The sequence below is a fragment of the Salinivirga sp. genome (assembly GCF_035268865.1).
In the GTDB taxonomy this organism is placed as follows: domain Bacteria; phylum Bacteroidota; class Bacteroidia; order Bacteroidales; family Salinivirgaceae; genus Salinivirga.
Genome location: NZ_DATFKB010000232.1, coordinates 12486 through 37774, shown reverse-complemented (window position 1 = coordinate 37774; position 25289 = coordinate 12486). Strand labels below are relative to the sequence as shown.

The following is a 25289-nucleotide window of genomic DNA, read 5'->3' as shown; positions in this document are numbered from 1 at the left end:
CATCAAGTGTTATACCAAAGGTAATTGTATAAAGAAGGTTGTTCCCTCTCCGGTTTCAGTATCGAACCATATTTTTCCACCGAATCCTTCTACGATGTTTTTAACCATAGCCAAACCCAATCCCATGCCTTTGGTTTTGGTTGTAAAATTTGGTTGAAAAAGTTTACCTCTTATTTCTTCAGGAATTCCATCACCATTATCTGTTACTTTAATCAGCACCATATCGCCCACCTGTTGCGAAGACATTGTAACCAACCCTTTGCGATCTTTTGGAATAGCCTGGGCAGCATTTTTTATCAGATTGTTGAGCATTCGCAGGAGTCTGCTTTTATCTGCCATAACATTAAAGTTACGGGATTGATCCAGGTCAACCTCAATCTCAATATCTTTATACTCATCATACAGCGCACTGGCTGATTTAATAATGGTATTAACTTCAACCTTTTCTATTTGCTCATTGGGCATGCGGGCAAAGGTTGAGAATTCTGTTGCGATGTTGGACAAAGTTTCAATTTGGTGAATAAGTGTATTACTTACTTTTACTAAACGCTGCTCAAAATCGGGTGCTTTTTCCTGCCAGGCCCGGAGCATAAGTTGCACACTCAGCTTCATAGGTGTAAGCGGATTTTTAATTTCATGTGCTACCTGTCGTGCCATACTTCTCCAGGCGGTTTCACGTTCCTGGCGTGCAAGTAACTCTACACTTCTGGTTAATTCCGAAACCATATGATTATATTCGCGTACCAAATCACCTACCTCATCATCTGTTTTAAGGTCAATGGGTTCGTTGTGCTTTTTGATGTCTACCTGACGCATTTTTTGTCTGAGCAATTGCAAAGGACGAGTCACATTGTTGGAAATAAACACTGCAATAATAATGGTTAGCAGAATCAATAGCACATAAACATTAATAAACGTAACAATGATACTTGATATATCCTCTGTTAATAAATCTTCATTACTAAAAAAGGGCAGGTTCACGAAACCCAACATTTTATTATCCCGGTTCACTAAAGGTACGTAAGCACTGTAATAAACCAACTTCCCGATTTGCTCCTGCTGTATAATTTTAAACCGATGCTCATGTTTCAGGGCCCTGAAGGCACTAAAATCCATTTTTCGGCTTAAGAAATCCTGCTTGAATACTTCTGGTCTCGATGTAGATACCATATTTCCGTTCATGTCAAATACCGAGATATCGGAATTGTATACGTCTGCATATTTTTGCATCAAAAAATTCAGGTAATCCACATCGAATTGTTGCATTGAGTTGTGATTGGCAAATTGAGTTTGCATTTCTGTAAGCACCGAATGCAACTTTTCATTAATTACCTGCATATTTTTCTTTTCGTACCCCTGGCTAATGTAATAAACCGAGCCACCACCAATAAAAATAAGCGAGATTAGTAAAAGCCCGATCATAGAAAACTGAATACGGTTTCGAATACTGTTTGATACCACTATACCTTTGCGTTGATAGGTGTAGTATAGCGCCAATATTGACAGCAGTAAGAAAACAAAAACAAACAGGTATGAGAAATTAATTAATAACTGAAAAAACGAAACCGTAGGGTAGCTTACCACAATAACATTTTCTGGTGATTGCTTATAGACCAAATGGCAATAATCCATATTGCAAATGCGTGAGTACTCGTCATCGCTCTGATCGTAGGGATCGCCTACAAGGCTATAAGGGCAGTCGCCAAATTTAGAGACCAATCTGTTTTCATTATAGCGGGCATAAGAATAGGAACCAAGTAAAGAAGATCCCACGTTGCGATATTTGTCAAGCAACTGTGTAAAACCCGGGTTATACTTCACAATTTTGGCCTTGAGCTTTACAATCAGTGTTACATGCGTTCCATCTGAAACCAAAATATCATGCAACCCCATATATTGGCGTCGGCTATCTTCCTCGCCCATGTAGAAATAATTGGATTTAAATACTGCTTCTCCTTCTTCAAGTGCCAGGCGGTGATGATATTGCCTGCAGTGTTGCCACTGAACCGGGGATTCTTCTACAAAAACACTATCAGTGTCATGACATACATCAAGCTGCAAATCATAACGGGCCAGGTAATTACTAAAATATGCTCTTTTGAGGTATTGATACAGTTCATCCTGATTTTCGTTTTCCGCAGCCAGCAATGTATCCACGTAGGGGTCGGCCGGAATATCCTCGCTAATATCCTGAAAACGCATTTGGGCATAAAAGTCCTGCGATAAAGAAAGATTTACCGCAAGCAGCTTCATTCGTCCAAACTGTTTTTCATTATGCTGCACATCAATTACATGCGTTAAATACAAAGCCGAGGCCGCAGCAAAGACCAGGATAAAACTGTATTTAAGCCTGTTATACCAACGGTAATACAACATAAGGTTGACCAATAACAGATAAAAGGCGACACTTAGCCAGCTTAATCCCGGTACAAAAAATATGCTTAGCAACAGAATCAAAATAAGCAGCCCATTGATAAACCAAACGGCTGGTCTAACTCTCAGGTGCTTTTTAAAATATTGTATACCCCAATCTACAAAAATCAGAAACGTAATGATGTTGATTATAATGGTCAGGAATGCAAGCAGCGTAAAACCGGATAAATTAAAAACTTTGTAGGGCTGAAACTCAATTGTAGAATCACGAATAACGGTACTCAACAAATTGTTAAGCTGTATTATAAAAGCCCCGATCAGTACAATAAACACCGACAAATAAAAATAAACGGCTTTTTTATCTTTAACGTTCAGAATCTTTGCCGGATCAATTGCATTGTGGGCAAAGTAAAATACAAACAACGCAAAAAGGGTATTCAGAATCAAATCACCTAATGATGGTGCAATCCAATTACTGGCATACAAATCAGGACTAAAGAGATCAAAATTATATAGAAAAAACGGAAACTGATATTTGACCATCAGCATGCGCAATACCACAATAAAAACCAAAGAAAAAATCAGGTATGGATAATAGTTGGAATCATACCGCTTGTATCGGAACAGCATTATAAAGAGCCTAAAAAAAGCTATAAGTGCACCAGTAAAAAAGAGAAAAATAAGCCAGCTATAAGCACTTTTTTGTATGGGTTTGCTCTCTATCTGAAGTGAGAACAGGTAATTATCATCCTCATCAAAAACCCGGGGTTCTTTCAGCGGATCTTTTACAATTTTAATATCAGAGGATAAATAAAAATCGGGGTTAAACTGATCGTCAACCATTTCACTAGATGAATCAAACTCGCTTTTAATATAAATAAGCCCCACCAAATCATAATCAGGCATTTTGTAATGTACAGGCACATAGTATTTATTGCCCAGTTTAATAAACGGATCCTCAAAAATATTATATCCGTATACCTCCGGCACAACTACGGTATTGTCGGGCCAAAAACGCAAATACCAGCTTTTGTAAATAACCACTGCAATACCCTCATTTTGATGTAAAGCCTGCAGGGGCTGGGTTTCGTGTTCCAGGTATTCTTCAAACCCTTTTTTTTCAATTTGATTGGCGGTTTGCTGCAATATTTGCAGGGTTCTTTGCTTCTTTTTATAAATAACCTTTTCAATATGTTCAGTATCCACCATGGAACTGCTATCGAAAGTAGTAAAAAAAGAGAGGCTGTAGGCCAGCGCTGCCAATACAACAAAAACAATGAAAGCGTGAAGTATTTTTGTTCTGAATATCAGCATATTCGGCGATTAATTATTATGGTATGGTTCGTTTCGAATAATAGTATTGGCCCTGTATAATTGTTCGAGAAACACAACCCTGATGAGCTGATGTGAAAAAGTCATTGATGACAATGCAAGCTTCATTTGCGCCCGTTCATATACTTTTTGATCGAAGCCATATGCCCCACCTACCACAAAAACTATGCGTTTAACCGCATTCAACATTTGCTTTTGCAGGAAAGCTGCAAAGGTTTTGCTTGTATATTGTTTTCCGCTCTCGTCGAGTAAAACCACAAAATCGTCTTTAGAAAAACGTTTAAGTAACAAATCGGCCTCCTTTTTCTTAAGTTCGCCTGGCTTTAACCGCTCGCCATTTTTCACCTGTACAATTTCTTCCACGTCAAAGGTATGGTAGCGATTTATCCGCTTCTGAAATTCTGCAATGCCATCTTTTATATAGTTGCCATTTGACTTACCGATCCAAACTAATTTGACTTTCAAGGCCTATGTTTTTTTTTAATTTATGCACCAATTTAGCAAAATAAAACCAACAAACATGCCAAACCACAACAGAATCCTTTACAGCCTCCTTACTTAGGCAATCTCAAATTTATTAATATTGCAAAAACAAACCGATTACATTAATTTAGCCACAATAAATCATATAGCCAACCATTATGCTTAAACAAATCGGCACTGTACTACTTTTAATTACTGCATTTCATTTACATAGCCAAACTGCACTTGAAATGCCGAAGAAGCTCGACCTTGGCATCAAGAAAGGAGACGCAAGCATAGTAGCTCGTTTCTTTAATGAAAATCTTGAAATGGCCATTGAAGGGGACGAAAACATTTATAGCGCAAGACAAGCCGAATTTGTTTTGCAAAAATTTTTCAGGGCCCACAAACCAAAATCTTTTTACATAAATCATCAGGGAGGTAAAACAAATACCAGCTATATCATTGGTACATTAAGTACTGAAAATGGGAGCTTTAAGATGATCCTCCTACTTAAAAAATCCGATGTTTCAGTAAAAATCCACCAACTTAGAATTGAGAATGAATAACTTACATAAACAAACACTAATAGAACTGGCTATTAAGGAAGACGAAGGTTCAGGCGACCACACATCGCTGGCCTGTATACCTAAAGATGCTACAAATAAAGCAGAATTAAGAATTAAGGCAAAAGGCATACTTGCCGGGATAGATATCGCAAAAACAATTTTCAGTAAACTTATGCCCGATTCGCAGGCTGAATGGCATATGAAGGATGGGGAAAAAATTAAACCCGGCGATATTGCATTCACTATTGAAGGCAACACACAAAAATTACTTCAGGCAGAACGCCTTGTACTTAATTTTATGCAAAGAATGAGTGGTATTGCCTCCCTCACAGCTGAATATGTTGAAAAAATAAGCGACCTGCATACAAAAATATTAGATACCAGAAAAACCACACCGGGGTTACGCCATTTTGAAAAAGATGCAGTGCGCATTGGCGGAGGCCAAAATCACCGCATGGGGCTTTACGATATGATGATGATAAAAGACAACCACGTGGACTATGCCGGTGGCATAGCAGCAGCTATCGAACGCGCACACCTCTACCAAAAGCAAAATGGGCTTGACATACCGATAGAAGTAGAAGCCCGTAATATGAATGAAGTAGAGCAAATACTTAAAACAGGAAAGGCAGACAGGATAATGCTTGATAATTTCAATTATGAGCAAACCCGCTATGCAGTAAAAGTAATCGATAAGCAATGCGAAACAGAATCATCGGGAGGTATAACGCTCGAAACGGTTCGCCCTTTTGCTGAATGTGGTGTGGATTTCGTTTCTGTAGGAGCCCTGACCCACCAGATTAACAGTTTGGACATGAGCCTGAAAGCAATTTAGCAAAAACGCTGAAAAAATTATTAAAGCCTGCGGAAAGCATATAATACATCCAAAACAAAAAGGTTATACGGAGATAACCCGAGATTAAATATCAGATGAAGCAATGGAAAGCACGTATAATAAAACTGGCTGATAAATTTGGCGACAAACTGGCCAGAGTGGCCGATGCAATTGTGTTGCCCGGATTTGCCGGTTTAAGTTTGCTCAAAGTAGCCAGTCATTTCTGGAATGCCATTACACAAGGGGCAGTGGACATCAGGGCTGGAGCAGTTGCATACAGTTTTTTTCTTGCAGTGTTTCCAACCATTCTTTTCTTGTTTACACTCATTCCATATATTCCGATTGAAGGTTTCCAAACAGAGCTTATGGCCCTGATGCAGGATGTAATGCCGCAAAAAATATTCAGTTTGGTAGAAAACACTATTGTTGACATTGCCAGGCATAAAAGAGGTTCGTTACTATCAATTGGTTTTGCCGCAGCTTTAATTTTTAGCACAAATGGTGTTAACACATTAATTGGTGCATTTAATGAAACAGTAAACAGTTTTGAAACCCGCAACTGGCTGGAAAGAAGAGCTATTTCGCTTTTAATTGTAATTTTGTTAAGCCTGCTACTCTCCATCGCCATTGGCATGATAATATTCAGCGAAAAAATCATCAATTTTCTGGTTGCTTCCAATATATTGCAAGACGACTTTACAATTTACATGCTCCTTTTTGGCCGGTGGGTTGTAATTATAGCTTTGTTCTATTTTGCTGTATCTTTTCTTTACTATTTAGCCCCTTCAAGGCACGCAGAGTTTAAATTCTTCAGTCCCGGAAACACCCTTGCAACAATACTTGGCATACTCTCATCAATGGGTTTTTCGTTTTACATTAACAATTTTAGTCGATATAACACGCTATATGGTTCCATCGGAACGTTAATTATTTTACTTTTATGGTTTTATATTAATGCTTTAGTACTTTTGGTAGGATTTGAGCTTAATGCCAGCATACTAAATGCTAAAAAGCAACATTCAGAAGACCCGACTTAACAAAACATTAGAAAACATGAAAAAAATTACGGTGATTATAATATTAATTCTAAGTGCATTAGTTCTACATGCACAAAAGGATATACAATATGGAAAAGCTTCGTTTTATGCCAATAAATTTGAGGGCCGCACAACAGCTTCAGGCGAAAAGTACTGGCATTCAAAACTCACTGCTGCGCATCGCACATTACCGTTCAACACCCGCATACGTGTTACAAACCTGAGTAATAACCAAACAGTGGTAGTACGTGTAAATGACCGGGGACCATTTGTAAAAGACCGTATAATAGATTTAAGCAAGTCTGCAGCCCGAAAACTTGATTTCATAAAAGATGGTGTTTGCAATGTAAAACTTGAAGTATTGGACCGGCCACAGGAAAAGAACAATGCAACGCCCATTGTAAAGGAAGCAGGAACGGGAAAACTAAAAGCAGAGGGCAAGGGAGGTGAGTCCGTGCAGTTTAAACCCAAATTCTATAACCTCTCAGTAGAGAGTAAACGCCCAATTGGCTATGGCGTACAATTGGCCAGTTACAAAGAAATGGTCAATCTGCTCGAAAGGGTTCGCAAAATTCAATCGAAACTTAGGCAGGATATCACAATACAGGTAACCTCTGTGGATGGAATGAAAGTTTACCGCATTGTTGCCGGCCAATTCGACAACAGAATAAAAGCTGAAAGATTTAAAGAAAGCATCAGAGATGATTTCCCCGGGTGTTTTATTTTTAAGTTCTAGCATGTTTTTGGGAAATTTCCTTATTGGGTTAATTCAAAAATGCACCCAGAAGACGGTGATATTTTAAACTGCCCTTCCAATGATTGATTATCCTTTTGTTTAAACACCACGGAATTATGTTTACCCAAAACAGCACCGGCATTTACAGTTTTAGTTTCGTGCAAACCGATATGCTTTAAGGCATGCACAGGCAGGTTTAATGTAAGTTGCTTATCGTCAGCAGTATCAAAATTCAGTAAAACAAGTATTGCCTGATTATCTGAATGCCTGATAAAACAGTAAACATAGTCGGTATCCAGATGTTGATTCACCCACATCAAATCATAAAACCCGCCAGAGTGTATTACCTCATATTTTTGCCGAAATCTTAATAATTCAACGTAAGCAGCCCGGAGGTCTTTTGTTTTCTGGTCAAGCATTTCATTATCAAACCTGCCGCCATTAACCCACTTTTGGTATTTCTCCACCCTCCAGTAATCAAAGATAGTAGTCTTACCATCTTTACCACTAAAGCCTTCCTCATCCATACCCTGCTCTGCCAGTTCCTGTCCAAAATACACCATCAACGGGCCTTTGTGCATGGTTGCAGCAAGCAGCATCCCGGGAATGGCTTTTTCGGGATTTGCTGCAAAAAATTCCGAGGCTATTCTTTGCTCATCATGGTTCTCTAAGAACCGCAACATATGTGCATCAATTCCCTCCTGCGCTTTCCAAATATCAGATATGGCTGAGGCTGATACTTTCTCTTCAATTACAGCCCGTACGATATTGTAAAACTGCTCTTTATCGTATAACCAATCAAAATGCCCCTGTTCAATATATTTCCTGTATTCATCTGGTTTATATATTTCGGCTATAAACAGCATTTCCGGAAAATCTTCCCTTATCCTGGGCACTACCCAACCCCAAAATTCAACAGGTACCATTTCGGCCATATCAATACGGAAACCATCGACACCTTTATGGGCCCAAAAATGCAGCACCTCATACATCCTGTACCAGGTTTGTGGTATGGGATCAAAGTATGTGGCGGAGTCATGCCGGAAATCTACCCCGTAATTCAGTTTAACTGTTTCATACCAATCCGTCTTTTGTGGTTGAGCTTCAAAAACATTATTACCGGTAGCTTTGGCCGGCATTTCATAATAAGGCGGAAGACCTTCGGTATTTATTCCCTCCGGAATTTGGAACGGCTCACCGGGGATGTAGTAAAAATTATTGGCAGCAGAAAAACTCATTGATGTGTCATCGTTTGCACCCAGTGCAGGTATTTTTTCAGGTTTTTGAATTGACTGATACTGTCTGCACACGTGGTTGGGCACAAAATCGATGATCACTTTTAGATCCTGTTTATGACAACGATTAACAAGATCATAAAACTCCTTCATTCTATGGCCCACATCTTCTGCCAGGTCTGGAACCACATCAAAAAAATCTTTTACAGCATAAGGCGAACCAGCCTTCCCCTTCACTACAGCCGGATGATCGGCTTCCAACCCGGGTTCATCGAAAGATGTACAGGAGGCATGTCTGATGATACCGGTAAACCATACATGACTAAATCCCATATTACGGATTTCATGAAGCGCCTTTTCCGTAAAGTGATTAAACATTGAGGATCCGTTTGTACTTAAATCACCATTGTAAATATTTTGGCCTGCATCGTTTCTAAACAGACGCGTGAAAACCTGATAAATATTGACACTCATATTTCGCATTAATTTATTGACATCCAACAGCTAAAATAAGAAAAGATCGCCATTAGTGACGATCTTTTCATGCAGATTTATTTCTGGTTTATTGATATTCGCTAATGGGTGCACAAGTGCATACCAGATTACGGTCGCCGTAACCATCATCCACACGGGCAATATGTGGCCAGAATTTATTTATCCTTATCCACTCCAACGGATAAGCAGCTTCAGAGCGTTTGTAGGGATGTGACCATTCGTCGGCGGTAACCTCTTCGGCTGTGTGCGGTGCCATTTTTAGCAGGTTATCCTCTTCGTCTGCTTTGCCATTCTTGATATCTTCCATCTCTTTTTTAATGGAAATCATGGCTTCTGAAAAGCGATCGAGCTCCTGAACCGACTCACTTTCTGTAGGTTCAACCATTAATGTATCGTGAACCGGAAAGGATAGCGTCGGGGCATGAAAACCATAGTCAATCAGGCGTTTGGCAATATCGGTAGCATCAACACCATATTCCTGTCGGAAGTTTCGGCATTCAAGTATCATTTCGTGGGCGCAACGACCTGTTTCACCTGTATAAAGCACATCATAATATCCTTTAAGTGCAGCTACCAGGTAGTTTGCATTCACAATTGACATTTTAGTTACTGCCAGCAACCCTTCTGCACCCAACATTTTAAGATAAGCATGGGTGATTGGCAATACAGAAGCACTTCCATATGGTGCAGCAGCCACCGCCTTAAGTGGTTTTTCGCCACCTGTTTTAAGGACCGGGTTTGATGGCAGATATGGTATTAATTTCTCGTTTACACATATGGGTCCAACACCAGGGCCTCCTCCCCCGTGCGGTATTGCGAAAGTCTTGTGCAAATTAAGGTGACAAACATCGGCTCCGATAATTCCCGGACTGGTAAGTCCGACCTGAGCATTCATGTTTGCTCCATCCATATAAACCAATCCGCCATTATCGTGAATAATTTGGTTCATTTCGCGTATGCGACCCTCAAAAACACCGTGTGTAGACGGATAAGTAATCATAAAGGCTGCCAGTGTATCTTTATGCTCTTCTGCTTTTGCCTTCAGGTCGTCCACGTCCACATTACCATTCTCATCACAATCAACCACAACCACTTTCATTCCTGCCATAACGCCACTTGCAGGATTTGTCCCGTGTGCCGATGATGGGATTATCACCACATTGCGGTCGTGGTTACCTTTGTCTTTATGGTACTCACGAATAACCATTAATCCGGTATATTCGCCTGCAGCGCCTGAGTTTGGTTGCAAGGAACAAGCCTCAAAGCCTGTAATTTCGGCCAGGTCACGCTCCAGTTCATCAATGAGCTCTTTGTAACCTTCGGCCTGATCAGCCGGGGCAAAGGGGTGCATATTGGCAAATTCCGGCCAGGTTATGGCAAACATGGAATTGGCCGGATTAAGCTTCATGGTGCATGAACCCAATGAAATCATAGAGTGATTTAATGCGATATCGCGTTTCTCGAGCCGCTTGATATAGCGCATCATTTCAGTTTCGCTGTGATATGAATTAAATACTGGTTCCTGCAGGTACTTAGAAGTTCTGAGTAGATCAGGTTCAAAACGATTCTGCTCTACTTCGATCACCTGTGGTTCAACCTCTTTATTTGCTATCCGGGCAAACACATCAAGAATATCCATCACATCTTTAATGTCGGTATTTTCATTAATTGCAATACCTACATGATGTGCATCATAATAAAAAAAGTTCATCTCTTTACTCAGCGCCAGAGACTGAATATCGCAACTTTTAATATTGTCGGGCAATTCTATGTAAAGTGTATCGAAATACCCCTCATTTAGTTGTTTATAGCCTAATTTTACCAATTGTTGCTCAAGGGTTGCTGCCATGCTGTGCACATGCATTGCAGTATCCTTAAGGCCTTGTGGGCCGTGATAAACTGCATACATACCTGCCATAGTAGCCAATAAAGCCTGGGCAGTACAAATATTTGAAGTGGCTCTTTCTCTTTTAATATGTTGCTCGCGCGTTTGGAGTGCCATACGCAGGGCAGGATTTTCATGCCTGTCTTTTGAAACACCAATTATACGACCGGGTAAAGCACGTTTTAGTTTTTCAGTTGTAGCAAAATAAGCTGCATGTGGGCCTCCATAGCCCATAGGAACACCAAAACGCTGTGTATTGCCAAAAGCAATATCAGCTCCCCACTCACCCGGAGGCACTAAAATGGCAAGTGCTAATATATCGGCAGCAACAGCCAACATAGTTTCATTTGCTTTGGCTTTTTCGGCAAATTTACGGTAATCGTTTACCTGTCCACTTGCAGCCGGATATTGTACAATAGCACCAAAAGTCTGATCGTCGAGTTCTGTTTCATCGAACTTTCCATATTCAATTTCGATACCTAAAGGCTCAGCTTTGGTTTCAAGTACAGCCTTGGTTTGTGGAAACATATCCTCATCGACAAAAAGCTTATCTCCGCCCTTTTTAAACTTCCGGGCTCGTTTGCTATGCATCATAATCATAGCCTCTGAGGCAGCTGTGGCCTCGTCTAACAACGATGCATTGGCTATGGGTAAAGAAGTTAGCTCACTTACAACAGTTTGAAAGTTGAGCAATGCTTCAAGCCGCCCCTGAGAAATTTCTGCCTGATAAGGTGTATACGAAGTATACCACCCCGGATTTTCGAGAATATTTCTACGAATTACCGCCGGCATTACTGTTTCATAATACCCCATTCCTATGAAAGAACGATAAACCTTGTTTTTTCTGGCAATTTTACTGACATATTCAGCATATTGCTGCTCGCTCATTGGAGCTGAAAGGTTAAGCGGTTTTTTTGAACGAATGGATTTGGGTACGGCCTGATCCATTAACTCATTAATGGAGCCCACTCCAATTTTGTCCAACATTGGTCCAATTTCTTCGGGCCTGGGACCTATGTGTCTGAGTTGAAATTTATCTATTAACTTCATCGTGTGATTTTTTTTTACTTGTTACACTACAAAAATCATGATAAAACAGTCCAAAGTTAGAAAGAAGATTCACCTTAGAAAGGAAAAGTCTTGAAATTTTCTTATGTTTATCAACCAATTGGTAAATATTTCTACTATGAAAAAAATATTAGTTGTATTGACTGCTATTATTCTGAGTTCAGGGAGTTCTGTACTCATGTCACAAAATAAAATTACGACCATCAAAGGGGATGTTTTTTCGACATCGGAGTTTGAAATTCTAAATGAGAACGACTACAAAGAACTAAAATACCTGAACAAGAAAGGAAAATATCGTTTCATTGATTTGGATGATGTGTATTCCATTCAAAACCAAAAAGAAAAGTCGGTTGTTTATCAACCACAAGGCGAATATGATCTGACTAAAACCCAAATGAGCAATCTTGTTAAAGGCCGTATTGATGGTAAACAAGCAGGCAGTTTCTGGCCTTGGTTTCTTATTACCTATACCACCACAAGCAGCATGGGCTTTCTGGATCAGGGTGATTTATTTGCTGCACCATTCGTACCGCTTGGCACTACAATAACAATCGGAATTTTTGGTTGGACTGCAAAACCTAAAGTTCCATCAGACAATGAATACTACACAAACGGGTATAAAGAGCAAAGGGCGTTTCGTATGATTAAAGCCTCCTTACTGGGAGGCGGTGCCGGGTTAATAACAGCTGCAGGCATCAATATTTTGCGAAACAATTAATATAAAAGTCACTTGTCGAATACCTGTAATTAACACATGTGTTTCAAAAATGGATTACTGCATTTTTCATGCGAAATAGTGGTTTTGGGCCCGTGGCCGGGATAAACCTCTGTGGTTTCAGGTAAACCCAATATTTTAGACGTTATACCTTTTACAAGTGCAGCATGGTTGCCATAAATAAGATCGGTTCGCCCTATTGACTCATAAAACAACACATCACCACTGATTAATATACCATCTTCAGCATTATAAAAAACCAAAGAACCTGGCGTATGCCCCGGAATATGTAACACCTGCAACTTAAAGTTGCCTACAGCTATTTTATCTCCCTCATCAATATATTTATCGATTGCGGGTGGCGGGCTTTGCAATTTAAAGCCGATTTGCTCAGCATAGGTTTCAGCATTTTCAAGTAAAAACTCATCATTTTCATGTGCCAGAACAGGAACATTGTAAGTCTCTTTTAACTTATAGTTCCCCAAAATATGATCGATGTGCAAGTGCGTGTTGATAATATATTTAACAGTCAAATTCTTATCATCAATGAATTCGGCCAGCTCCTGGTGGTCGCTATCTGAGACACATCCCATATCAACCATTACACACTCACCTGTTTCATCGTATAGCACATAACTGTTTTCCTGCCATGGATTAAATGTAAATTTTCTTACCTGCATGATTTAATTGGTTTATTAAGTTCTTTTGCGATCAAGGACTTTGTATGATCAACATATAAAATGGCTACAAAGTTTCGACACTTGATAATAATTTTAAAACTTGCTTTAGGGCCGCAAATATAAATTAATCAATGTCAATCACTAATATTTTAAATTAATTTTTGGTGTATTGAAACAAAGCCCTTAAGTCAAGCTTGAAATGAAACAAGCTAAGGTTGGTTTTGTTGAAAAATGATGGTATCTGTATATTCGATATTACTTTGATTTAAGTCACGGTCATACACGTAAAAACTCAACATCATTGTATCGTAAGGTAATGTGCTTGCAGAAAAAGATAAATCAATTGATACATCCGCAATTAATATCTTATTTTGCCCTTGTGGAACAATGTAAGGAATATCAAAATAATTTATGGCTAGTTCGTTCCACAATTGAAAACCACCGTCTTCATAAACCCATAAATCGTAATAAAAATTATGTTTATAAATACCGATAAAAGGTGGAATAGTATCGCTATCTAAAAGCCCCATATTACCATCGCCATCTTTTAATTCAAAAGAAAGATCAATGCATTTATTTTCGTTACCAAGATTATCTTCACAATAGGATACCTGGTGATTTTTATACTTTATTTCGGGAATATTAGACGGATCTTCAATTTCAATACATCCCGAAATTAAAACTAAAAACAATGCGATATGTGGGGTTTTGATTTTCATGTATACTACAAAAATAATAATTCCTGCAGTTTGAACCCATAATGATCATAATTGTTAGAATTGCTGAAAACATAAATGCAGATTGATGGACAAATTTAATATACCAGATAACGATAAAGAGCGTATTGTAATTGCAGGAATAGGCTTTGCAGGACTCAAGCTGGCCAGAAAGCTTGTTGGTTCGAAATACCAGGTGGTTTTGCTCGACAAAAGGAACTTTCATCAGTTTCAGCCGCTTTTTTACCAGGTTGCCACAGCAGGCCTTGAGCCCAGTTCTATTTCATTTCCAGTGAGAAAACTATTCCAGAAGAAAAACAATATTCATTACCGAAATACAGATCTGAAATCTATTAATGCCGACAATAAAACCATAGAAACTGATTTTGGGACGCTCCGTTACGATAAATTGGTGCTGTCCATGGGTGCATACACAAACTTTTTTGGCAATAAAGAATTACAGAACAATGGTTTATCGATGAAAACGACTGCAGAGGCAATTTACCTTCGCAACCGTATTTTACAGTCATTTGAAAAGGCCATGTTCGAAAACGATAAAACCAAGAAACAGCAACTTCTTTCGATTGCTATTGTTGGCGGTGGTCCCACCGGTGTTGAACTGGCGGGAGCTATAGCAGAAATGCGCAACCATATACTTCCTAAAGATTACCCTGAAATTGATTTCAGTTTAATGAATGTAATGCTATTCGAAGCCTCAGATCGGTTACTTGGGAGTATGTCGAAGAAAGCGGGTGACAAAGCCCATGAATTTTTAAGAAAACTTGGAGTTGATGTCCATTTAAACAGCCAGATTGAGGGTTACGACAATGAAAAAGTTACACTAAAAGACGGACAAAGTTTTGAAACAAAAAACCTGATATGGGCTGCAGGAATTCAGGGCAAAAAAATTGAAGGACTGAATGAAAACGCTGTTGGTGCAGGGAATCGACTTATAGTAGACGAGTTCCATCAGCTAAAAGCGCATAATGCCATTTATGTACTCGGTGACCTTTCGATAATGTATACAGAAAAGTACCCCAAAGGGCATCCACAAGTAGCTCAGGTGGCCATACAGCAAGCTCTGAACCTGGCTAAAAACTTACTAAGACCAAACAAACAAAGCAAATTTGAATACAAAGATAAAGGTTCAATGGCCACAATAGGTCGCAATATGGCTGTGGTGGATCTGCCGTGGTGGAAATTCACCGGTTTCTTTGCCTGGCTTGTTTGGATTTTTGTACATCTGATGGCTATCGTTGGCGTAAAAAACAGGCTTTTTATCTTCATTAACTGGGCCACAAGCTATTTTTCAAGAGATCAATCGCTCAGAATATTGGTAAAACCCATAAAAAAATAAGTTGGAAAAATATCGTTAAATTCATATATTTAGCTGCACTTAGGTTGTTTAAGAAAAGGAATCAGGAGGAACTCAACAAATGAAAAGGCTAATATTAGTAAGACACGGAAAGGCTGACCAGGAAAAAAGTGGTAATGATTTTGAACGCAGTTTGATCAAAAAAGGCAGAAAAGACAGTAAATTAATTGCAAATGTACTTGTTAAAAACAACATAAAGGCTGACCTGCTGGTAAGTTCAGATGCTCACCGCGCACTGGAAACGGCTAAAATTTTTGCCGAAGAAATGCAATACACTCCAGCGGAAATTGAGCAAGAACATTTTCTTTATGAAGGCTATACAACAGGACAGCTGGCAGACTTCTTATCAAACCTTGATTCAAAAATCGAAACCGTTATAATTTTCGGACACAATCCCTTCATATCGCAAAGCGGAATAAGGCTTTCTAAAAATTTTCATCAAAGTTTCCCCACTGCCGGATGCCTGGGCCTCAAGTTCGATGTAAAGGAGTGGCACCTGGAACCGGGCAGCGGAGACATTGACTTTTTTGAGTTCCCTAAAAAATACCTTTAATCGTACTTCGGTAAAAATTCTAAAGTAAACCTTCGCGTTTCAATAGTGGTTCAACAGAGGGTTCTTTGCCTCTAAAAGCTTTATAGAGCTCCATAGGATGGGCTGTACCACCTTTTTTCAATATATTTTCGGCAAAGCTTTTTGCTACGGTTTTATTGAATATACCCTCCTCATAGAAGCGTTCAAAAGCATCGGCATCGAGCACTTCGGCCCATTTGTACCCATAATAGCCTGCGGCATATCCACCTCCGAAAATATGTCCAAATGCGGTACAAAAAGCAGTACCATCGGCCGGAGGTAACACCTCAGCTTTTTGCATCACATCCCGTTCAAATGCCACCACATCGCCATCGAAAGGCTGTTCCAGGGTATGCCAGGCCATATCGACCCAACCAAAACTAACCTGGCGATCATTGGCATACCCACTATTGAAATTTTTAGCTTTTCGAATCCGGTCTATTAAATCATCTGGTATTTTGGCACCACTCTCATAGTGAAATGCCCATTTGTCGAGCCATTCTTTTTCATAAGCCCAATTTTCATGCATCTGCGAGGGTAACTCCACAAAATCGCGATACACATTGGTACACGATAAACTTTCGTAAGTTACATTGCTTAGCATGGCATGCAAGGCGTGGCCAAACTCATGCAAAAAGGTGGTCACCTCATCAAAAGTGAGCAAGGCTGGTTTGTCGCTTGTGGGTTTGGTGAAATTGGTAACCAAAGAGACAAAAGGGGCCTGATATTGTCCATTCAGCTGTGACTGCTCCCTGAACGTAGTCATCCAGGCGCCCTGACCTTTTCCTTTCCTGGGATGAAAATCGAGGTATAAAATAGCTTTTATATCTTGCTGTTCGCCCTCATAAACTTCATAAGCCTTTACATCCTGATGATAAACCGGGATGTCACTATTTGGTTTAAAAGAGAGCTGATAAAGCTGTCCGGCCAAATCAAATACAGCATCGATGACCCGCTCCAGCTTGAAATAGGGTTTGGTCATCTCATCTGTCAGGTTAAACCTCTTTTTACGGAGTTTCTCCGAATAATATGCCCAGTCCCAACGCTGTAGTCCATTAGTCAGGCCATCATCATTTGCCAATGCTTCCACCGCTTCTTTATCTTTAACTGCATGGGGATGCCCTGCAGTGTAAAGTTGATTAAGTAAATCGGTTACACGGTTAGCCGATAATGCCATACGATCTTCCAGGACCATAGCAGCATAATTCTCATAACCTAGCAGGCGGGCTTTCTCAAGGCGCAAATTCACAATCTGTTGAATAATTTCTTTGTTATCGTGCTTGTCGCCTTTATGGCCCCTGGTGCTGAATGCCCTGTATAATTTTTCACGAAGACGGCGACTATCGGCATGCTGCATAAAAGGCACATAGCTTGGATGATGCAGGGTAAAAACCCACCCTTCTTTGTCTCTGTGCTCAGCCTCTTCTTTTGCTGCGCTTTTCACATAATCCGGCAAGCCTGAAAGGTCATGTCCATCGGTAATATGGAGCTCAAAGGCATTGGTTTCGGCCAATACATTTTCATTAAACCTGAGTGATAATTGTGATAGCTCCCGTGTGATGGCTCTGTATCGTTCCTTATCTTTTTCAGGCAGATCGGCCCCTCCCTTCACAAAACTTTTATATGTATTATCAAGCAGCATTTCCTGCTCCTTATTTAGATCAGGCTTTGAATTGCGCACATCTTTTACTTTTTTAAAAAGCTCCTGATTTAAATTTACTTCATTGGCAAAATCAGTAATCATGGCCGATAAATCCGGAGCCAAAGCCTGCATCTCACCATTGGTTTCTGCTTCGTTGAGGTTAAAAAAGATACCGGCAACCTGTTCAATCAGATCGCCGCTGCGCTCGAGGGCCTCAATTGTGTTATAAAAATCAGGCTTTTCGGAATTTTCAACAATCTGTTTCACCTGATCTCTGGCCTGTTCAATAGCTTTTTGCAGTGCTGGTTTGTAATGTGCAATCTTAATTTTATCGAACGCTGGTGTTTGGTAAGGGCTCGCTTGCTTCTGAAAAAATGGGTTCGTCATATTGAAATATTTTCTGTTGTATTTTTAATTATTCAAAAAAGGTGCTGCGAAAAACGCAACACCTCTCTTTTATTTTTGTTTAGGCAATTACCATGCAAACATTGGCCGATCACTCATCAGTTCATTCACCTCTTTACGTACTTCACTGATAATTTTTTCATCCTCAATATTCATAATTACCTTATCTACAAGCTCAACGATTTTAGGCATGTGTTCCTCTTTCAAACCACGTGTGGTAATGGCAGAGGTACCAACCCTAAGTCCTGAAGTCTGAAATGGAGATCGGCTGTCGAAAGGTACCATGTTTTTATTTATGGTGATATCTGCGTCAACCAATATTTTCTCCACTTGCTTACCGGTAATTTCAGGAGCTTTTGTTCTGAGGTCTATCAGCATTGAGTGGTTGTCGGTACCACCCGAAATTACTTTATAGCCGGCTTTAACAAATGCTTCAGCCATAACTGCGGCATTCTTTTTTACCTGCGTCTGGTAAGTCTTAAATTCAGGAGTAAGCGCTTCGCCAAAGGCTATGGCTTTAGCAGCAATAATGTGCTCGAGAGGGCCACCCTGAATACCCGGGAATACAGCTGAATTAAGGAGTGCTGACATTTTGCGCACAACGCCTTTTTTTGTTTTCTTTCCCCATGGATTCTCAAAATCTTCTCCCATAAGTATGATACCACCACGTGGGCCACGCAAAGTTTTATGCGTTGTAGATGTCACAATATGTGCATATTTCACGGGGTTATCAAGCAGGCCTGCAGCAATAAGTCCTGCGGGGTGGGCCATATCAACCATAAAAATTGCTCCTATTTTGTCTGCAATTTCGCGCATACGTTTATAATTCCATTCGCGCGAATAAGCAGAAGCACCTCCTACGATCATTTTGGGTTTTTCTGCTAAAGCAACTTTCTCCATTTCATCGTAGTCGATCATGCCATCTTCTTCGCGTACTTTATATGAAATAGCATTGTACAGAATGCCCGATGAGTTAACAGGCGATCCGTGTGAAAGGTGTCCGCCGTGCGACAAGTCAAGTCCCATGAATGTATCACCGGGATTCAAAACAGTCATAAACACAGCCATATTGGCCTGAGCACCTGAGTGGGGCTGCACATTTGCATATTCTGCTCCGTAAACCTGCTTAATGCGATCAATTGCCAATTGTTCGGTTTCATCCACATGTTGGCAACCACCATAGTAGCGCTTTCCGGGGTAACCTTCGGCATACTTGTTGGTCATTACTGAGCCTGCGGCTTCCATAACCTGCTCACTTACAAAATTTTCCGAAGCTATAAGTTCAATTCCGTTTTTTTGTCGCTGGTATTCCTTTTCAATGATGTCAAATACCTGAGTATCTCTTTTCATAGTTGTGTGTTTTTTGTGTGTTTCCTTTTTTTCTTATTATTCTGCGCCAATAACCTTCCCAAGAATATATTCCTCGGGAACAAAGCCAAATTCACGACTATCAAAATAACGGTCGCGATTGTCATCAAGCAGAAAATAATAATTTTTCTTTATGGTATATGAATTCGATTTTTTGCCATCTATATGGATTTCGCCCTTATGCTTAATCACATCATGCCCCTCAAACTGAACGATTATGTTTCGGTAAATATCGTAATTACGATAGTTAAGTTCAATAATATCGCCGGCTTTCGGTATTTCCAATGGTCCGAAATCATCTTCAGACCACGATCGGTATGGGCTCTTCGGAAAAACACGATTGGCTCCTCCCCGCACTTGTTTAATTAACCGCACATAATTTACATTAGGATCCTTCTGCAACGAGTCGCTCATATCCTCAGTAAGTGGAACTTCATAAATTCCCAGGCTGTCGATAACACTTTCAGCCTGATCAAGGTCGTAATGATTCAGCAATTCCTGCACATCAACATCCTCATTGAACATTGCTCGATAGCCGAGTTTTGATTTTTCAGGGAATCCCATATCCTCGCCATTGACATGCAAAATCTTCCCCCGTATAAAGATCCGGTCTCCGGGGCATCCTGCTACCCGGGAAATCATCCGCTGTTTCTCATACATCGGGCTGTCAAAATCTTCAGGATAGGCATAATAAACTATATCGTTAGGCTCAATTGAGCTTAATCCCGGCATTTTCATTCCTAAAAACCATGCACCAACTGCAGCTTTATTAATCCAAACCAATTCACCTTTTTCTATGGTGGCTTCCATGGTTTTATCGTCACTGCGGTGCCAGGTAAAAATAAACTGAAATAAAAAACCTAAAGCCAGAAGTACAACAAGTGCTATAATAAAAACTCTCTTCATTTCTCTTAATAATTTTGTTACATTATCTGATGAACCTGCAAAGAAGCATCTTTATGGAGCCATTAAACAGATTTCATCCTAAATTTATATCAGTATATCTTTTTCAAATACTACAATTTAAATCAGCGTAAAAAGCCTGTCCCAACGTATTTTTTGAAGCAAGCTCTCATCTTTATCGATTGACAACCAAATAAATAAAGGTTTACCAACGATATGATCCTCAGGAACGAATCCCCAATAACGGCTGTCTTGCGAATTGTGTCTGCTGTCTCCCATCATCCAGTAATAGTTTTGCTTAAAGGTATAGCTTTCAGCAGGCTCACCGTTAATGTATATTGTGCTGTCTTTCACACTCAAATCATTACCTTCATACAAATCAATGATTCGTTCATATTTTGGTAATTCTTTTAATGTCAAATTAATGGTTTGTCCTTTAGAAGGAATATGCAGCGGGCCAAAATTATCTTCAGTCCAGGGGTAAACAGGGTCATGCGGAAAAATATAATCTGAGCCATCTCCATTATGAACAACCCTGACAACAGAATCAACAATTTGGAAATTACGCAGTTTATTAACCATAACGTTTGTAAGTGGTAAAATATATTTGCCGGGATCTAATTGCGATACCTGCATATCTTCATTCGACACATCCATATTCTGAAGAATTTTTGGATTTATGCGCTCTCCATTTGTATAGATGTAATATTTATACTGCATATCTTCGAAATGCTTCTGTGCTTGTCCGTTGACATACATTTGCCCGTTTACAATTTTAATATCATCGCCGGGCATGGCCACACAACGTTTAATATAGTTCTCCCGCTTATCAACCGGACGGACATGAATGGTGAAGTTATCATGAATGAGGTCGCGGGCACGGTCTTCATAAAAACTGTAATGTTTAATGATACCTTTTGTACGGTCGGTACGCATCATAGCATTAGCTTCGCTACGAAGAATCTGGTAATAGCTTTGGTTCTGATGTTCTACAATAACGGTATCACCCTCAGGGAAATTAAAAACAACGATATCGTTTCTTTCTACATTTTCGAGGCCAGGCATACGTTCGTAGTCCCACTGTACCCAATCTAAGTAAGATTTGGTTTTGGTGCTAAGTGGCATGGTATGATGTACAAATGGGAAAGAGAGCGGTGTCATTGGTTTACGGGGCCCGTAATGAAATTTACTTACAAATAAGTAATCTCCAACTCTCATGGTCTTTTCCATTGACGATGTTGGAATGACAAAGGCCTCAATAAAGAACATTCTGATAAACGATGCAGCAATAACGGCAAAAATAAGGGCATCGACCCATTCAATAATCTTTTTTTGCTTCTTTACACCTTTTTGCTTCCAAAAGGCCCAATGCACTTTTTTAGAGATATAAATATCGTAAATTACAGGCAGCCCGAGCAGCCAGAAATAACTATCGAGCCATATTACCCAAAGTACGTAGGCGATAGCAGCTATGGAAAATTTAAACCATTTGTTTTTCCAGAATTTCTTCATTATTGTGTAGTTATTGTTCTTATGTTAAATTATTCAATTTCAAGCACATCTTTCATAGTAAACACACCTTTACGGTTATACACATACTCAGCAGCCATCGCTGCACCGAGTGCAAAACCCTTGCGGCTTTTCGCATGATGTGAAAGCATCAGTGTATCTACTTCTGAAGTATAAGTTATGCTATGATCGCCAAAAACTTCTCCTTCTCTGTGCGCATAAACCGGTAAACTATCTTTTTCTGTTTTGTCCAGCGTATAGTTCTTGTAACGGTCCACGTTGTCAACTAATTGTGTGGCGAGATTTACAGCAGTACCGCTGGGTTTATCTTTTTTGTGGATATGATGTGTTTCCTCAATAGAGGCCTCATACTGCGCCTGCCCGTTCATGAGCTTTGCGAGCTTTTCATTCATTGCGAAAAGCATATTTACACCTGGGCTGAAGTTAGGCGCATAAAGAAATGCGGTATCATGCTCCCTGCAGGCTTTTTCCGCTTCGGGTAATTGCTCGTTCCAACCGGTAGTTCCGGTTATAACGGGTATTCCGGCCCGCAGACATTTCATAACATTATCAAAACCGGCATCGGGATGGGTAAATTCAACGGCAACATCAATAGATCCAGGATCAAGCCTGTCCAGTTCAGATGCATTTTCCTCGTCAATGGTTTTCACAATCGAATGGTTACGATGCCTGAGTATTTCTCCAACGGCCTTGCCCATTCGGCCATATCCAATCAAAAGCACATTCATTACATTTGATTTGTAGTTAAAAAATAATTAAATCAATTCTATTCAGAATTAATTTGGTGTGCCAAAATTAGCATAAATCTGCCGATTTTGAATACATTTTAATAAAGAAACTGGTTGTTTGGACAATTGAAAGGGGTAAGCTTAAAACCGGCCACTAAGCTTAATATTAAACAACCTGCTGGTTAAATAATTTGGCACCGCATATTCTCTGTTGTATACATCGCGAACCCATGTATATGAAATTGTATTATTAATGTCGAACAGATTAAAAACCTCAACACCAATCCATAAATCATCAAACCATTTTACCGGTCCTTTGGGGTTTTTGTAGGTTCGTTGTGAAGAAATAAGCGATTTCGACATGCCAATATCAACCCTCCTGTAGTCAGGCATTCGGGCTGTTGCGGCATATCGGGGCGAATTGGGCGGCCCGAATGGTAAACCTGATCCATAAACGAGGTTAAGGTGCATTTTCCAGGTTGGATTGCCGGGGAAATAATCCTGAAAAAACAGGTTTACAGTTACAGCCTGATCTGTGGGCCTCGGAATATAACCAGGAGATATAGTGGATTGATTACCATCCTCATCTTCAACCACATAAGAGTCGCTTCTCAGGTCTTCCCTGGTCTTCATTAAACTCACCGATAACCAGGAATCTACACCTTTTACAAACTCACCAGTGATTTTAAAATCAAGGCCTGTGGCATAACCCTCAGCTTTGTTATCACCTTCGTAAATTATGCGTAAATTATCTACAGTATAGGGAATAAGATTTTCCAGCTTTTTGTAATAAACTTCAGCCACAAACTTGAAAGGCCTGCGCCATGCCATAAAGTTATAATCAGCCCCTCCCACAATATGGTATGACTCCTGAGCTTTGATATTCTGGTTTTTATTTCCGTGGCGGTCAAAGACCTCTTTATAAAAAGGTGGCTGGTGATATGCACCTCCTGAAAGCCGGAACAGCCAGTCCCTGGTCCAGTTAGGTTCGAAAGCGACAACAACCCGGGGAGAAAATACAAGTTGATTGTTAAAATCCCAGTATTGTGTTCTAAGGCCGGCGTTTATGTAAATACTGGCACTATCAATTGTTTTAGTCCAGTTATCTTGCAGAAATGCTGTAATCCTGTTCGAGTAAATAGAATTGGTAAATCGTCGTGTCTCAAAAAGTGTCACAACAGAATCGGTGAAAGGAGAATAATTTGTACCATCTGGTGGCAAAGAATATCCCGCCGAATCGAGCATCATCCACTCGCTAATTTCGTCGCTAATATCTTCGACCTGCCACTTTACACCCCATTTTAAATTGTGTGCCCCTGATTTCAATTCACCACGGTGACTTACATTGTATACCACGGCATCGAGGTAATTCCGGGCGTGATCGAGATATGAGCCTACAGCCAGACTTCCAACACTGTCTCCAAATGTAGATGAACCCAGGTTACTGTCTACTTCATTTAGCCAGTACTCACCCAGGATATCGAATGTTTCAGATTCGCTGCTAATAAAAGCAGATGTAGAAAAATTAAGTTTAAGTTTTTCTGTAGGTTTGTAATTTACAAGGAAAGCCCCCTGACTTGTAATAAACTTATCTACCTCTTGCCCCTCAAAATATACTTTCAGGCGTAAAGAGTTGTTTACCAAACCAAAATCTGTTTCCCTGTCAGATGGCTGAAACTGATAAGTATTATTGGAATAATTACCAATAAAGCCAATTTCCAAATCCTCTGTAACATCGTAGGTAATATATGTTTGCACATCAGAAAAAGTTGGGTCATAATCACCGCTTGTTTCGAGGGTATTTAGTATGTAGCCTGATTTCTTGTACCGGAAACTGGTTATGTGGGTTAACCTGTGATCCTTGCTGCTACCATGCGCAGTAACAGTACCACCCATTAAACTACCTTTAAAAGACCCTCCCCAACGTGCTGGTTTTTTATATTGAATATCGAGTACAGATGACATTTTATCTCCATATTCGGCTTCAAATCCGCCTGCTGAGAAGGAAAGGTTTGCAACCATATCGGAATTTAAGAAACTAAATCCTTCCTGTTGACCTGATCTTACCAGAAATGGTTTATATATTTCCACACCATTGACATAAATCAGGTTTTCATCGTAATTGCCGCCCCGTACCGAATATTGATTACTCAGCTCATTATTGGACGAAACACCGGGCATGGTTTTAATAATTCCTTCGACAGACCCCGTTACCTCTGGTAATTGTTCAATGGTTCTGGGATCCAGGTAGTATGTAGTAGAATGTCGCTTACGCTCTTCGGCAATCTCAATCTCGGCGAGCTCTTCCGAAGTCATTTCTAATTGCACATCAACCCGCTCGCGCTCTCCCGGTTCTAAATTTACTTCAATTACTTCACGCTTAAAACCTACCCTGGTATAGAAAATGCGAATGTCTTCATTGGCAGGGACGATAATTTTATACTTTCCATTAAAGGCTGAAGACGTACCGGCTTGTGTACTTTCAACAACGATATTCACTAATTCAATCGGGTAATTATCAATATCGGTCACCCGGCCTGTTACCCAGGCTGTGCTTTGGGTTTTTGCAGACAATGCCAGTACAAGCAATAAAAAGAAAAGTGAATACTTCATACACTAAAAATTGCGC

At 40.0% G+C, this 25289-nt stretch carries 19 protein-coding genes; 7 read left to right on the top strand and 12 right to left on the bottom strand.

What is annotated here, in order from left to right; genetic code table 11:
• Positions 1 to 9 precede the first annotated feature (9 nt).
• Both VJ937_RS14000 and VJ937_RS13995 read right to left on the bottom strand, forming a co-directional pair.
• Positions 10 to 3687 carry a sensor histidine kinase gene (locus tag VJ937_RS14000; protein WP_324068101.1) on the bottom strand — a complete coding sequence of 1226 codons (3678 nt, stop codon included), beginning with the start codon at positions 3685 to 3687 and terminating at the stop codon, positions 10 to 12.
• A 9-nt stretch (positions 3688 to 3696) separates the two neighbouring features.
• Positions 3697 to 4170, bottom strand: a complete 474-nt coding sequence (locus VJ937_RS13995; protein ID WP_324068099.1) for a 23S rRNA (pseudouridine(1915)-N(3))-methyltransferase RlmH — start codon at positions 4168 to 4170, stop codon at positions 3697 to 3699.
• Between the two features lie 176 nt (positions 4171 to 4346).
• On the opposite strand from VJ937_RS13995, the gene VJ937_RS13990 reads away from it, so the two are divergent.
• From VJ937_RS13990 to VJ937_RS13975, 4 genes are all read left to right on the top strand, one after another.
• A complete protein-coding gene (locus VJ937_RS13990; protein ID WP_324068098.1) occupies positions 4347 to 4736 on the top strand; it encodes a DUF4783 domain-containing protein in 390 nt (129 codons plus the stop codon).
• Positions 4729 to 5571 (top strand): carboxylating nicotinate-nucleotide diphosphorylase, encoded by an 843-nt coding sequence (nadC, locus tag VJ937_RS13985; protein WP_324068096.1) that lies wholly within the window; start codon positions 4729 to 4731, stop codon positions 5569 to 5571. Before VJ937_RS13990 ends, nadC begins: the two co-directional genes overlap by 8 nt.
• Positions 5572 to 5666: 95 nt before the next feature.
• On the top strand, positions 5667 to 6608 hold the full coding sequence (locus tag VJ937_RS13980; protein WP_324068094.1) for a YihY/virulence factor BrkB family protein: 942 nt from the start codon (positions 5667 to 5669) through the stop codon (positions 6606 to 6608).
• Between the two features lie 16 nt (positions 6609 to 6624).
• On the top strand, positions 6625 to 7344 hold the full coding sequence (locus VJ937_RS13975) for a septal ring lytic transglycosylase RlpA family protein (protein ID WP_324068091.1): 720 nt from the start codon (positions 6625 to 6627) through the stop codon (positions 7342 to 7344).
• Positions 7345 to 7364: 20 nt separating this feature from the next.
• Here VJ937_RS13975 and VJ937_RS13970 read toward each other — a convergent pair whose 3' ends face one another.
• Together VJ937_RS13970 and gcvP are read right to left on the bottom strand one after the other, a co-directional pair.
• On the bottom strand, positions 7365 to 9053 hold the full coding sequence (locus VJ937_RS13970; RefSeq protein ID WP_324068088.1) for an alpha-amylase family glycosyl hydrolase: 1689 nt from the start codon (positions 9051 to 9053) through the stop codon (positions 7365 to 7367).
• 88 nt (positions 9054 to 9141) lie between these two features.
• Positions 9142 to 12009 carry an aminomethyl-transferring glycine dehydrogenase gene (gcvP, locus tag VJ937_RS13965; protein WP_324068086.1) on the bottom strand — a complete coding sequence of 956 codons (2868 nt, stop codon included), beginning with the start codon at positions 12007 to 12009 and terminating at the stop codon, positions 9142 to 9144.
• Positions 12010 to 12145: 136 nt separating this feature from the next.
• On the opposite strand from gcvP, the gene VJ937_RS13960 reads away from it, so the two are divergent.
• Positions 12146 to 12745 carry a hypothetical protein gene (locus tag VJ937_RS13960; RefSeq protein WP_324068083.1) on the top strand — a complete coding sequence of 200 codons (600 nt, stop codon included), beginning with the start codon at positions 12146 to 12148 and terminating at the stop codon, positions 12743 to 12745.
• Between the two features lie 29 nt (positions 12746 to 12774).
• On the opposite strand, the gene VJ937_RS13955 is transcribed toward VJ937_RS13960, so the two are convergent.
• Positions 12775 to 13422 carry an MBL fold metallo-hydrolase gene (locus VJ937_RS13955; protein WP_324068081.1) on the bottom strand — a complete coding sequence of 216 codons (648 nt, stop codon included), beginning with the start codon at positions 13420 to 13422 and terminating at the stop codon, positions 12775 to 12777.
• A gap of 209 nt (positions 13423 to 13631) precedes the next feature.
• On the bottom strand, positions 13632 to 14141 hold the full coding sequence (locus VJ937_RS13950) for a hypothetical protein (RefSeq protein ID WP_324068079.1): 510 nt from the start codon (positions 14139 to 14141) through the stop codon (positions 13632 to 13634).
• Between the two features lie 82 nt (positions 14142 to 14223).
• Here VJ937_RS13950 and VJ937_RS13945 point away from each other — a divergent pair, with 82 nt between their 5' ends.
• Positions 14224 to 15495, top strand: coding sequence for an NAD(P)/FAD-dependent oxidoreductase (locus VJ937_RS13945; protein ID WP_324068077.1), 1272 nt, complete (start codon positions 14224 to 14226; stop codon positions 15493 to 15495).
• Between the two features lie 79 nt (positions 15496 to 15574).
• Complete coding sequence (locus tag VJ937_RS13940; RefSeq protein ID WP_057954426.1) at positions 15575 to 16066, top strand: SixA phosphatase family protein; 492 nt, start codon at positions 15575 to 15577, stop codon at positions 16064 to 16066.
• Positions 16067 to 16085: 19 nt separating this feature from the next.
• Here VJ937_RS13940 and VJ937_RS13935 read toward each other — a convergent pair whose 3' ends face one another.
• From VJ937_RS13935 to VJ937_RS13910, 6 genes are all read right to left on the bottom strand, one after another.
• A complete protein-coding gene (locus tag VJ937_RS13935) occupies positions 16086 to 18113 on the bottom strand; it encodes a M3 family metallopeptidase (protein ID WP_324068074.1) in 2028 nt (675 codons plus the stop codon).
• An 87-nt stretch (positions 18114 to 18200) separates the two neighbouring features.
• The gene (glyA, locus tag VJ937_RS13930; RefSeq protein ID WP_057954424.1) at positions 18201 to 19481 is read right to left on the bottom strand and encodes a serine hydroxymethyltransferase; all 1281 of its coding nucleotides are present in this window, start codon (positions 19479 to 19481) and stop codon (positions 18201 to 18203) included.
• Positions 19482 to 19517: 36 nt separating this feature from the next.
• Positions 19518 to 20405 (bottom strand): signal peptidase I, encoded by an 888-nt coding sequence (gene lepB, locus VJ937_RS13925; protein WP_324068072.1) that lies wholly within the window; start codon positions 20403 to 20405, stop codon positions 19518 to 19520.
• A gap of 117 nt (positions 20406 to 20522) precedes the next feature.
• The gene (locus tag VJ937_RS13920; protein ID WP_324068070.1) at positions 20523 to 21914 is read right to left on the bottom strand and encodes a S26 family signal peptidase; all 1392 of its coding nucleotides are present in this window, start codon (positions 21912 to 21914) and stop codon (positions 20523 to 20525) included.
• Between the two features lie 29 nt (positions 21915 to 21943).
• Positions 21944 to 22660, bottom strand: coding sequence for a 4-hydroxy-tetrahydrodipicolinate reductase (gene dapB, locus VJ937_RS13915; protein WP_324068068.1), 717 nt, complete (start codon positions 22658 to 22660; stop codon positions 21944 to 21946).
• A 141-nt stretch (positions 22661 to 22801) separates the two neighbouring features.
• Positions 22802 to 25273 (bottom strand): TonB-dependent receptor, encoded by a 2472-nt coding sequence (locus VJ937_RS13910; RefSeq protein ID WP_324068066.1) that lies wholly within the window; start codon positions 25271 to 25273, stop codon positions 22802 to 22804.
• Positions 25274 to 25289 lie beyond the last annotated feature (16 nt).